The organism is Nonomuraea terrae, assembly GCF_004348995.1.
GTDB lineage: Bacteria > Actinomycetota > Actinomycetes > Streptosporangiales > Streptosporangiaceae > Nonomuraea > Nonomuraea terrae.
The window spans coordinates 1-12,197 of record NZ_SMKQ01000252.1; the positions used below are offsets into that span (position 1 = coordinate 1).

General features: G+C 72.9%; 10 protein-coding genes. 8 read left to right on the top strand and 2 right to left on the bottom strand.

What is annotated here, in order from left to right:
* Positions 1 to 1,007: M24B family metallopeptidase (locus E1286_RS41840; RefSeq protein ID WP_132622067.1), on the top strand; the 1,007-nt coding region annotated here is incomplete at its 5' end.
* A gap of 20 nt (positions 1,008 to 1,027) precedes the next feature.
* Here E1286_RS41840 and E1286_RS41845 read toward each other — a convergent pair.
* Positions 1,028 to 2,260, bottom strand: a complete 1,233-nt coding sequence (locus tag E1286_RS41845) for a cytochrome P450 (protein ID WP_246075622.1) — start codon at positions 2,258 to 2,260, stop codon at positions 1,028 to 1,030.
* Positions 2,261 to 2,847: 587 nt separating this feature from the next.
* Between E1286_RS41845 and E1286_RS41850 the strand changes: the two genes are divergently transcribed.
* The 4 genes from E1286_RS41850 to E1286_RS41865 are packed head-to-tail and all read left to right on the top strand — an operon-like array spanning position 2,848 to position 7,285.
* Entirely contained in the window at positions 2,848 to 3,930 is a 1,083-nt protein-coding gene (locus E1286_RS41850; protein WP_132622069.1) for a hypothetical protein, read from the top strand.
* A gap of 16 nt (positions 3,931 to 3,946) precedes the next feature.
* The gene (locus tag E1286_RS41855; protein ID WP_246075623.1) at positions 3,947 to 5,089 is read left to right on the top strand and encodes a toxic anion resistance protein; all 1,143 of its coding nucleotides are present in this window, start codon (positions 3,947 to 3,949) and stop codon (positions 5,087 to 5,089) included.
* The gene (locus tag E1286_RS41860; protein WP_246075624.1) at positions 5,086 to 6,678 is read left to right on the top strand and encodes a VWA domain-containing protein; all 1,593 of its coding nucleotides are present in this window, start codon (positions 5,086 to 5,088) and stop codon (positions 6,676 to 6,678) included. Before E1286_RS41855 ends, E1286_RS41860 begins: the two co-directional genes overlap by 4 nt.
* Complete coding sequence (locus E1286_RS41865) at positions 6,665 to 7,285, top strand: hypothetical protein (protein WP_132622071.1); 621 nt, start codon at positions 6,665 to 6,667, stop codon at positions 7,283 to 7,285. The genes E1286_RS41860 and E1286_RS41865 overlap by 14 nt, the downstream gene beginning before the upstream one ends.
* Positions 7,286 to 7,291: 6 nt before the next feature.
* Here E1286_RS41865 and E1286_RS41870 read toward each other — a convergent pair whose 3' ends face one another.
* Positions 7,292 to 9,382: an alpha-galactosidase gene (locus E1286_RS41870; protein ID WP_132622073.1), complete on the bottom strand. Its 2,091-nt coding sequence runs from the start codon at positions 9,380 to 9,382 to the stop codon at positions 7,292 to 7,294.
* Positions 9,383 to 9,557: 175 nt separating this feature from the next.
* Between E1286_RS41870 and E1286_RS41875 the strand changes: the two genes are divergently transcribed.
* The 3 genes from E1286_RS41875 to E1286_RS41885 form a co-directional block, all read left to right on the top strand.
* On the top strand, positions 9,558 to 10,448 hold the full coding sequence (locus E1286_RS41875) for a siderophore-interacting protein (RefSeq protein WP_132622075.1): 891 nt from the start codon (positions 9,558 to 9,560) through the stop codon (positions 10,446 to 10,448).
* Between the two features lie 247 nt (positions 10,449 to 10,695).
* Positions 10,696 to 11,007 carry an STAS domain-containing protein gene (locus E1286_RS41880; RefSeq protein WP_132622077.1) on the top strand — a complete coding sequence of 104 codons (312 nt, stop codon included), beginning with the start codon at positions 10,696 to 10,698 and terminating at the stop codon, positions 11,005 to 11,007.
* A 29-nt stretch (positions 11,008 to 11,036) separates the two neighbouring features.
* The coding region (locus E1286_RS41885; protein ID WP_132622079.1) for a ribonuclease catalytic domain-containing protein at positions 11,037 to 12,197 on the top strand (1,161 nt) is incomplete at its 3' end.

Consider the following 12,197-nt stretch of genomic DNA (forward strand, 5'->3'; position numbering starts at 1 on the left):
CCGACGCCCTCTACGGCGAGCTGTGGGTGGGCCCGTCGCCGTCGCTCGACGAGTGGTCGGCGGCGCTCGGCATCCCGGTGCTGCCGGTGGCGGACTTCGCCGGGCCGCCCGAAGGCGCGCTGCTCGCCGGGCCCGGCTGGCCGGAGGCGTCACAGGAGCTGCGGCGGGTGCTGGCCGAGCTGCGCATGATCAAGGACGCATGGGAGGTCGGGCAGCTGCGCGAGGCCGTGGACCGCACGGTCGAGGGCTTCGCCGCCGTGCGGGACGAGGTGCCGGCCGCGATCGCGGGCGGCGGCGAGCGCTGGCTGCAGGGCACCTTCGACCGGTACGCCAGGACTTACGGCAACGGCCCCGGCTACGCCACCATCGTCGGCAGCGGCCCGCACGCGCCCACCCTGCACTGGGTGCGCTGCGACGGCCCCGTCCTGGAGGGCGAGGTGCTGCTGCTCGACATGGGGGTGGAGGTCCGCTCCCACTACACCGCCGACGTCACCCGCACCTTCCCCGCCTCCGGCGCCTTCTCCCCCGCCCAGCGGCAGGTGCACGACCTGGTGGAACGGGCGCACCGGGCGGGCCTGGCCGAGGTGGCGCCGGGGCGGCCGTTCACCGCGTTCCACCACGCGGCCATGGAGGTCGTCGCACGCGGCCTGCACGACTGGGGCCTGCTGCCGGTGTCGGTCGACGAGGCTCTGTCCGACACCGGCCAGCACCACCGCCGCTACCTGGCCTGCGGCGTCGGCCACCACCTGGGGCTGGACGTGCACGACTGCGCCCAGTCACGGCCGCAGGCCTACCACGGGGCCCGGATGGAGCCGGGGATGGTGCTGACCGTGGAGCCTGGGCTGTACTTCCACGCCCACGACCGCACGGTGCCTCCGGAGCTGCGCGGGATCGGCGTGCGGATCGAGGACGACCTGCTGGTGACGGAGACCGGCGCGGAGAACCTGTCCGCGGCCCTGCCCATCGACGCGACCGGCCTGGAGCGCTGGGCCAAGGAACGACGCTAGCCTCCCCGTACGGCTGCCCGTCACTCGAGCAGGACGGGCAGCCGTACGGGCTGATACGTCAGGCCCTGCGTGGTCCACTCCACGTCCTCCAGCGGGATGGCGGGACGCAGCCAGGGAATTCGCAGGATCAGTGCGCTCAGCGCCTCCTGCAGCTCCATCCGGGCCAACGCCTGGCCCAGGCAGACGTGGGCGCCGTGGCCGAAGGCCAGGTGCGGGCGCGTCGCCGTGCCGGGCGCGTAGCGGGTGATGTCGAACCGCTCGGGGTCGCCGAACGCGTCCGGATCATGGTTGGCCGCCTGCAGGTGCGACAGGACCACCGCGCCCGCGGGAACGACAGTGCCTGAGGGCAACCGGAGCTCGGCGGTGAGATGCCGCAGCAGACCCGGGGAGCCGGGCCCGTCGTAGCGCAGGATCTCCTCGATTGCCGGTTGGATCAGCGACGGCGTGGCGACCAGTCTGCGGAACTCGTCCGGGTGCAGCAGCAGCCGGTACACCCCGCGGGAGATCATCAGGGCCGTGGTCTCGTGACCTGCCGTGATCAGCATGAAGAGCACGTTGACCAGCTCGCTCTCGCTGAGCATGTCGCCGGCGTCGTGCGCCTGGATCAGGTCGTCCACCAGGTCGTGACCTGGGCTCCGCCGGCGCTCGGCCACCAGCTCGGCGGCGTAGGCCAGGAACTCCCCGTAGGCGTGCGCGCGCGCCTCGGCCGAGTCGCCTGAGGCGCTCAGGAACGCCGACAGCCAGCCGCCGAACCGGGCCCTGTCGCCGGCCGGGACGCCGACGACCTGGCAGATCACCCGGGACGACAGCGGCAGCGCGTAGTCGCCGACCACGTCCATGATCGGGCCTTCGACGCTGTCGATGAGGTCGTGGGCGATGAGGTCGTGGGCGATGTCGCGGCAGAGGGCGCGCCATCGTTCCGCCGCGCTCACGGTGAAGGAACCCTGCAGGATCCGCCGCTGCCGGGTGTGGGCGGGCGGGTCCATGTTGATGAGCACCCCGGGCACGCTGTCCGCGCCGACGCCCTGCACCATTCTGGGCAGGCCGGGCGCGGTCAGCTCGCGGCTGCCGTACGGGCAGTTCAGCAGGGCGCGCACGTCGGGGTAGCGGACGGCGGTGAGGATCTCGTCACCGCTCGGCACGGTCATCGGAGCCATGGGCTGCGACTGCCGGCGCTGGGCCAGGGCGGGCGAGGGGGTGCCGTGCGGTCCGGGCGGCAGATCCGGCCAGACGGTGTCGGACGAGATGGTCACGGTGATCCTCTCTCCTGCGGGTGTGGTGGACGCAGTGCTGAGAACGCGGACCGCCGCTCGATGACGCGGGCCCTGGAGATGGCGGCCCCGGAGGAGCGACAGGGGGAACCCGCCCCCGCGAGGTCTCCGCAAGGGCGATCACGTGGCGGGCGATGCCCCGGCGCCGGTCAGCGCCGCTGCGGCCGGGCCGTCGCCGGGCGCGCGTGCCCTTCGCCGTGCGCTTCGCCGTGCCCTTCGCCGTGGGCGAAGACCGGCCATGCAGGGTGTCCGGCGGGGCGGAACGTTCCAGACGCGGGGGCGGTAGGCGAGACGGACACGCGGGCCCTCCCTGCTGACGACGAATCAGGCCTCTGATGAGCCGACTTTTCACCCGTTGCCCTCACCATCAGTCCTGACAAGAGGCGTGTCAACGGCGCCGGCGGCGCGAAAGGGAAACGTGCCGGAAATGTGGCGTCAGCGGCCAGGGGATGGGAATGCGGTGAACGCGAAGCGAATTCTGCCGTACGGTCCGCTTTCGCTCCTCGCGGGCTCCGCCACGGCCATTCCATAATTCCAGTTACGGGGGCTATTTCGAGAAACGGGGTTCGATGAAGCGGTGGATCGGCGTCGTTCTGGCCGCGGTTCTGGCCGGGGTGGCGGTGGTCGCGGTCGTGACCGGGAACGAGGAGGACGACCGGCCCGAGTTGACGGTCGCGCGGGGCGTCATCGGGTCGGAGAAGAAGCCGTTCTTCGACGACGCGCGGGTGCGGGCGGCCTTCGCCGAGCACGGACTGCGCGTCGAGGTGGACACCGCCGGGTCCCGGCAGATGGTCACCGACGTCGACCTGGGCCGCTACGCCTTCGCCTTTCCTTCGAGCGTCCCGGCCGCGGAGCGGATCAAACAGGATCGCGGGGCGAGTGTCACGTACGCGCCGTTCTACTCGCCGATGGCGGTGGCCACGTTCGAGCCGATCGCGGGGTTGCTGGAGAAGCTGGGAGTGCTCCGGAATTCCGGCAGCGGTTACCCCATCTTCGATATAGCGAAATATCTCGAAATAGTAGCCAAAGGCACGCGCTGGGATAACATTCCGGACAATTCGGATTATCCAGCACGAAAGCGGGTGTTGCTCACCACGACCGACGTCCGTACCTCCAACTCCGCCGCCATGTACCTGTCGATGATCGGCTACGTCGCCAACGGCGACGACGTCATCAGCTCCGACGAGCAGATCGCGAAGATCGCGCCGATTCTCGCGCCCGCGGTGCTCGACCAGGGCTTCTCCGAGACGGAGAGCGAGGAGGCGTTCGAGAACTACCTCGTGCAGGGGTCCGGCAAGACGCCGATGACGGTCGTCTACGAGGCCCAGTACCTGTCGCACGTCTTCACCGGCGACGGGAGGATCAGGCCCGAGATGCGGCTGGTCTACCCGTCGCCCACCGTGCTCAGCAAGCACACCCTGGTGCCCCTGTCGGCGCCCGGCTCGCGGGTCGGCGAGCTGCTCACGAAGGACCCCGAGCTGCAGTCCCTGGCCGCCCAGTACGGCTTCCGCACCAGCGACCCGAAGGCGTTCGCCGACCTGGTCGCCAGGACGAAGGCGCCGGCCGCCACTGCCCTGGTGGACGTGGTCGAGCCACCTACCTGGGAGCGGCTCGACCGGCTCATCACCGCCATCGATTCCACCCGTCCCTAGCAAGGAGATCCCGTACGTGTCCGATCTGGTGCTCACGCCGCCCGAGCCGGTCGCCCCGGTCCCGGCCGAGGCGGCGGCCACCATGCTGCCCGTGACCGGCGAACGCGCGGCCGAGCTGACCGCCAAGGCGCGGGAGTTCGCCGGCGAGCTGAGCGGCATCGACCCGCGTTCGCCGGAGTTCACCCGCAAGGTGCACGACATCTCCTCGATGGGCGACACCGAGGTCAGGTCCGCCTCGCAGGTGGCCAACCGCATGCTCAAGCGGCCGGTCGCGGCGCTGGACGCGGCCAGGGGCGAGGGCTCCGACGCCCAGGCCAAGGTGGCGAGCGGGCTGGTGGCGCTGCGCCGTACCGTCGTGGACCTCGACCCGAAGCACGCCGCCGGCGGGCCGCGCAGGCTGCTGGGGCTCATCCCGTTCGGCGACCGGCTGCGCGACTACTTCGCGAAGTTCCACTCCGCGCAGCACCACCTCGACGACATCATCCGCGCGCTCAAGTCCGGCCAGGACGAGCTGCTGCGCGACAACGCCGCCATCGAGGGCGAGAAGGCGAACCTGTGGGAGACCATGACCCGGCTGCAGGAGTACGCGGTCATGGCCCAGGCGATGGACGCCGCCCTGGAGGAGCGCATCGCGCGGGCCGACGAGGCGAGGGCGACGGCGCTGCGCTCCGACGCGCTGTTCGCCGTCCGGCAGAAGCACCAGGACCTGCTCACCCAGCTCGCCGTCTCCGCGCAGGGCTACCTGGCCCTCGACCTGGTGCGCAAGAACAACCTGGAGCTCAGCAAGGGCGTCGAGCGGGCCACCACGACGACGGTCGCGGCGCTGCGCACGGCGGTGACGGTGGCGCAGGCGCTGGCGAACCAGAAGCTCGTCCTCGACCAGATCACCGCGCTGAACGCGACGACCGGCGACCTGATCCGGGCCACCAGCGAGATGCTGCGCACGCAGGCGGGCGAGATCCAGAACCAGGCGGCCGCGGCGACCGTGGACCTGGACACGCTGCGCCAGGCGTTCGACAACGTCTACGCCACGATGGACCTGATCGACTCCTTCCGCGCCAAGGCCACCGAGAGCATGGCGGCCACGGTGGACAGCCTGTCGTCGGAGCTGCAGCACGCCAGGACCTACCTGGAGCGTGCCCGGGAGACCCCTTCATGAGCCGCGTCATGAGCCCCGTCATGAGCCCCGTCATGAGCCCCGTCATGAAGGGGACGGCCCTGCTGTCGGCGCTGCTCCTGGTGGCCGCCTGCGGCTCCGCGGGCGAGCCCGCCGACGGCCCCGACGTCCTGCGGGTGCTGGCCGGCAGCGAGATCAAGGACCTGGAGCCGCTGCTCCGCCGGGCCGAGAGCGAGACCGGCGTCCGGGTGCGGCTGACGTACACCGGCACTCTGGACGGCGCGGAGCAGGTGGCGAGCGGCCGCGCGGACGGACAGCAGGACGCCGTCTGGTTCTCCGCCAACCGCTACCTGTCCCTCATCGACGGCGCCCAGGCCCGGCTGTCCACCCAGACCAAGATCATGATCTCGCCGGTCGTGCTGGGCCTGAAGCCGGCCAAGGCGAGCGAGCTCGGCTGGGACACCAAGCCGGTCACCTGGGCGGGCATCGCCGAGGCGGCGAGACAGGGCCGCTTCAGCTTCGGCATGACGAACCCGGCCTCCTCCAACTCGGGCTTCTCCGCCCTGGTCGGCGTGGCCGCGGCGCTGTCGGACGCCGACGGCGCGCTCAGCGCCGACCAGGTCTCCTCGGTGACGCCCCGGCTGAAGGAGTTCTTCTCCGCGCAGCGGCTGACGGCCGGCTCGTCGGGCTGGCTCGCCGACGCCTACGCCCGCGACCCGCGCGTGGACGGCATGGTCAACTACGAGTCGGTGCTGCTGGGCGCACGCGAGCCGCTCACGATCGTCTACCCGGCCGACGGCGTGGTCAGCGCCGACTACCCGCTCACGCTGCTGGCCTCCGCGCCGGAGGGCAAGAAGGCGCTGTACGGCAAGCTCGCCGACTGGCTGCGCACCCCCGCCGTGCAGAAGGAGATCATGACCGGCACCCACCGCCGGCCGATCGTCGCCGGCGTCCCGCCGGACCCGCGCTTCGGCTCCGCCCAGCTCATCGAGCTGCCCTTCCCCAACCGGCGCAGCACCGCCGACGAGCTGATCGCCACCTACCTCAACCAGGTGCGCGTCCCGGCGGAGGCGGCGTTCGTGCTGGACACGTCCGGCTCGATGCAGGGCGACAGGATCGCGGCGCTGCGGCAGGCGCTGGTGGCGCTGACCGGCGCCGACACCTCCGCCTCTGGCGCGTTCTCCCGGTTCCGCAACCGGGAGTCGGTCACGATGATGCCGTTCGACGACGCGCCGGGGTCGCCGGTCCCGTTCACCGTGCCCGAACGCGACCCCGCGCCCGTGCTGGGCGAGATCAGGCGGTTCGCCGAAGGGCTGGAGGCGGCGGGCGGAACGGCGATCTACGACAGCCTGAAGGCGGCCTACGACCGGCCGGTCGCGCCGGGCCACTACGGCTCGATCGTGCTCATGACCGACGGCGAGAACACCGACGGCTCCGACTACGCCGCCTTCGAGGCCCACTACCGGTCCCTGCCGGAGGAACGGCGCCATACGCCGACGTTCGTGGTGCTGTTCGGTGAGAGCGACGCCGAGGAGATGCGCCGGGTGGCCGAGCTGACCGGCGGAGCCGTGTTCGACGCCCGGTCCACGTCGCTGGCGGAGGCGTTCAAGGAGATCCGTGGCTACCAGTGAGCGGATCCTGCGCTACCTGGGCTCCACCAGGAACATCGCCGGCTCGTGCCTGGCGCTGCTCGGCCTGGCAGGGCACTTCCTGGGGCTGACGGGAGCGTTCTGGCCGGTCGTCGTGATCGCGCTGTACGGGGTGGGCGCGCTGCTGGCCCCGCCGGAACGGGTCCGGCTGACGATCTCGCACGCCGAGGTGGAGACGCGGGCGCTGCGGGCCGATCTGGACGGGCTGCTGCGGCGGATCGACGGGCGCTTCCCGCCGGACGTGCACGCCGCCGTCCACGGGCTGGCCGAGGTCATCGGGGACGTGCTGGCCAGGGCCGACCAGCTGACCGCCTCCCCCGACCAGCTCCACGTGGTGTCGCAGACGATCCGCCGCTACCTGCCGGCGAGCCTGGAGGCGTACGCGAACCTGCCGCGCCGCTACGCCCTCACCCGGCGGGCCGGGCGGGAGCGCAGCGCGCACGACGAGCTGCTGGCCCAGCTGGCGCTGCTCGACGCCCAGATGGGCCAGGTCGCCGAGGCGATCCACCGGGGCGACGAGCAGGCGCTGCGCGACCAGGGCCGGTTCCTGCGCGACCGCTTCGGCGGCTCCGGCCTGGACCTGACCTGAGGCCCGTCAGACCCGTTCCAGCTCCACCAGCAGCGCCGACGCGGGCCGCAGCGCCGGGGCGGGCAGTCCCAGCTCGCCCAGCACCGAGCCCGCCACCCGCACCGGCGCCCCTGCCCACTCCGGCAGCAGCGCCCGCTCGGGCACCGGCCCGGCGACCCGTACCTCGTACACGGCCTCCGGGTCCAGCCCCGGCAGCCGCAGCGGCTCGGCGCCGGACGCCACCCGCGAGGTCAGCTGCACGAACGCGTACACCGCCCGCTCGGGCAGGACCACGCCGTGCAGCAGCGCCGACGGGTCCGGATGGTCGGCGCGCACCACCCGGCCGGCGTGCAGCAGCGGCCGCAGCCGCTTGTGCAGCGCGATCCAGGTGGCCAGCTCCTCCAGCTCGGCCTCGCCGGCGGAGGTCAGGTCCCACTCCACGCCCATGTGCCCGAACAGCGCGGTCGCGGCCCGGAACGCCAGTGGCAGCATCCGCCCGGTGATGTGGTCGCGCGGCGCGCCGACGTGGGCGCCCAGCCGCTCCGGCGGCACGAGCAGGCCGGTCCAGCGCTGGATCTGCTGCCGGTCGAGGGCGTCGTTGCTGTCGGAGGTCCACACCCGGTCGGTGCGCGCCAGGATGCCGTAGTCGATGCGCGCCCCGCCGGACGAACACGACTCGATCTCCAGCCCGGGGTGGCGGCGGCGCAGCTCGTCCAGCAGCCGGTAGGTCGCCAGGGTCTGCGCGTGCACGCCGGGCGCGCCGTCGTGCACGGGCTCGGCGATGTCGCGGTTGTGGTCCCACTTGATGTAGTCGAGCGCGTACTCGCCGACCAGTGTGTCCAGCCGTTCCAGCAGGTACGCGTACGCCTCCGGCCGGGCCAGGTCGAGCACCTGCTGATTGCGCTGCGGCGGCGGCATGCGCTCGGCCCGGCCGAGGATCCAGTCGGGGTGCTCGCGGGCCAGGTCGGAGTCGGGGTTGACCATCTCCGGCTCGAACCACAGGCCGAACTGCATGCCCAGCTTGCGCACGCGGTCGGCCAGCGGGTGCAGCCCGCCGGGCCACACGCCCTCGTCGACGTACCAGTCGCCGAGGCCGGCGCGGTCGTGGCGGCGGTGGCGGAACCAGCCGTCGTCGAGCACGAACCGCTCGATCCCGGCCGCCGCCGCCTTGTCGGCCAGCTCCAGCAACCGGTCGAGGCCGTGGTCGAAGTAGGTGGCCTCCCAGTTGTTGAGCGTGACGGGACGCACCGGCAGGGGACGGGCGCGCAGGTGGCCGTGCAGCCGGGCGCTCGCGTCGTCCAGCCCCGTGCCGGACCAGGAGAAGTACACCCACGGCGTGGTGTAGCTCTCGCCCTCGCCGAGCACGACCTCGCCCGGGTCGAGCAGCTCGCCCGCGCCGATCAGCGCCGCGCCCTCGGGGACGCGCTCGGCGTAGTGAACGTGGTCGCCGCTCCAGCCGGCGTGCACGGCCCACAGCTCGCCGGAGCGGAACCCGAACCCCTCGGTGCCGGCCACCAGCAGCCCGGTGCCGTCGTGACCGGTGCGCCCGCGCCGGTTCTCCCGCGACCACACCCCGTGCCCGAACGCCCTGCGCTGCGGCACCTTCTCCAGCGCCCACCGGCCGGTGAAGTCGAGCAGCTCGCCCGCCCGCCCGGGCACCGGCAGCGCGCACACCAGCCCGCCCACCCGGTACGGCGAGGCGGCGGTGTTCGTCAGCGTGTGCCGCATCGACACCAGGCCGCCCGCGTCCATGACGAGCTCGCTCACCAGCCGCAGACCCGCCCGGTCGTCGGCGGCCGCGACGGTCACTGTGCCACCCGCTGTGCCACCCGCTGTGCCACCCGCTGTGCCGCCGCCGGTTTCCATGCTCTCGACGGTCCACCGCACCGGCCAGTGCTCGCCGTCCCGGACGCCCGACAGGCCGGGGCGGCCGTACCAGCCGTCGCCCTGGGCGGGCAGCAGCGGCGGCGCGGAGCCCAGGGACGCCAGCGCCGGCAGCAGTCCCGGGCCGTCGACGGGCCCGAGCCCGGCGCCGAAGTGGCGCACCCGAGGCAGACCGGGGCCTGAGTCGTCGAGCACCAGGGCGGCGCTCGCCGCCGAAAGGATGACGGGAGACACGAGCAGCTCCTTACGCGGGGGGCAGGCGCCGGACCTCAGGGCCCGCCGCCTGACGGGGCTACAGACGTACCGACGCTATCGCCAGGCCGGGCTCCGCACGAGGCCGGGCGGGCTGGCGCGAACCGCGCCGATCTATTAGGTTAGGCTCACCTAACATTGATCGGAGTTTTCCGGAATGACCGAGCCCTTTCGCATGTTCGACGTCCGCGTGGACCGGCTCCAGCGGCTGAGCCCGTCGTTCCTGCGCGTCACCTTCACCGGCGACGACCTGCACCTGTTCGCCGACAACGGCTTCGACCAGCGGCTCAAGCTCATCCTCCCGCTGCCGGAGCACGGCCTGGCGCATCTGCCGAAGGGTTCCGACTGGTACCTCAAGTGGCGGGCGCTCGACGACGACAAGCGCAACCCGATGCGTACGTACACCGCCCGCAGGGTCCGCCCCGAGGCGCGCGAGCTGGACGTCGACGTGGTCATGCATCCCGACGGCGGCCCGGTCGCCCGCTGGGCCGAGACCGTGCGGACCGGCGACGTGGCCGCGCTCTACGGCCCCAACGCCGCCCACGAGGGACGGCACGGCGGCCTCGAGTTCCACCCGCCCGCCGCGACGGGCTGCGTGCTGATCGCCGGGGACGAGACCGCGGTGCCCGCCATCTGCGCCATCCTGGAGCGGCTGCCGGCGCACCTCGCGGGCGAGGTGCTCATGGAGGTGCCCGGCGACGACGACGCCCTGCCGGTGGAGACGGCCGCCTCGGTCAAGGTGACCTGGCTGGCCAGGAACGGCGGCGCCCGCGGCGCCGGCCTGATCCCGGCCGTCCGGGCCGCCGCCGACCGCCTCCTGCCGCCCCTGCCCACGCCGGAGAGCTTCGAGGACGTGGACGTCGACTCCGAGGAGCTGTGGGAGGTCCCGCAGGAGGAGGCCCCCGACTACGGCCCCCTGTACGCGTGGCTGGCCGGCGAGGCCGGCGTCATCAAGACCCTGCGCCGCCACCTGGTCGCCGAACGCGGCATGGACCGGCGCTCGGTCGCCTTCATGGGCTACTGGCGCGACGGCCGCCCCGAGAACTGACCCGCCCCCGGCACGAGCGCGGCCGTGCCGGGACGGGAGAATCCCGTCGTCCGAGCCCTTGTCCCGAAGATAACCACCTGCCGGGGAACCCCTCCCGCCAACCCCGGACAGACATGTACACTCCATTCCGGAAGCACTCAGTCGCTCTAAGTGACGCATCCATCCACATCTGGTGCCTAGGGCACAGGGCGGAACCGCGGTCCCATTTTGGAACGATCCCGGCCCTGAGAGAGCGCGGAAAGACCGAATGGACCCACTCCACCTGACCACCACGCGGCGTGCGGACACGCTCACCGTGAGCCTGTCCGGCGAGCTCGACATCGCCAACTCCGAGGCGCTCCGCGGCCAGCTGTTCACGCTGCTGCACGAGGCGGGCCACGCGCGGCTGGTCGTCGAGCTGAGCCGGTTGTCCTTCATCGACGCCGCCGGACTCGGCATCCTCGTCTCCGTACGCAACCAGGCCCGCCGCCAGCACACGCCCATGCGGATCGCCGGCGTGCCCCCGGCCATGCGGCGCCTGCTGCGCATCACCGGCCTGGAGACCCACCTCACCACCTGACCGGCGGCCCGCCCGATAGGTTGTCGGGCGTGCAGGTCCCCGATCAGATACCCCTGAAGCTGGACGACGGGTTCCACCGGATCGAGCGGGAACACCGCCTCCCCACCGGCTTCCCGCCGGCCGTCCTCGACGAGGCCGCCTGGGTCGCCAAGGTGCCGCTGCTGCCCGCCACCGACATGACCGACGTGCCGTTCGTCACGATCGACCCGCCCGGCTCGATGGACCTCGACCAGGCCCTCCACCTGGAACGGCTGGGCGCCGGCTACCGCGTCTGGTACGCCGTCGCCGACGTCGGCGCGTTCGTCCGCCCCGGCGGCGTGATCGACGCCGAGGCCCGCTCCCGCGGCGAGACCGTCTACCTGCCGGCGGGCCGGGTGCCGCTGCACCCCCTGGTCCTGTCGGAGGGCGCCGCCAGCCTGCTGCCCGGCGCCGAGCGCCCGGCCGCGGTGTGGTGCGTCGACCTCGACGCCGACGGCCGCGTGATCGGCGCCGACGTGCGGCGCGCCCTCGTCCGCAGCCGCGAGCGCCTCGACTACGCCTACGTGCAGGCCGCCGTCGACACGGGCACCGCCGACGGCGTCCTGGCGTTGCTGGCCGAGATCGGCCGGCTGCGCCTGGCCCTCGAACGCGAGCGCGGCGGCGTCACCCTGCCCGTCCCCGAGCAGGAGGTGAGGCACGACGGCGGCCGCTACCGGCTGCGCTTCCGGCTGCCGCTGCCCGCCGAGGCGTGGAACGCGCAGATCTCGCTGCTGACCGGCATGGCGGCGGCCGCCATGATGCTCGACGCCGAGGTCGGCGTGCTGCGCGTGCTGCCCCGGCCGAGCCCCGGCGACCTGGCCAAGGTCCGGCGGGTGGCGCAGGCCCTGGACGTGCCCTGGCCCGACGGGGCCGGCTACGGCGCCGTGGTGCACGACCTGGATCCGAAGAACGGCCGGCAGGCGGCGTTCTTGCACGAGTCGAAGGTGCTGCTGCGCGGCGCCGGTTACGTGGCGTTCGACGGCGCGCCGCCCCGGACGGCCGAGCACGCGGCGGTGGCGGCCCCGTACGCGCACGTCACGGCTCCGCTGCGGCGCCTGGCCGACCGGTACGCGACCGAGGTGTGCCTGGCGGTCGCCGCGGGCGAGCCGGTCCCGTCGGACGTGCGGGCGGGGCTGGAGGTGCTGCCGGGCCTGATGTCGGCGGGTGGGCGG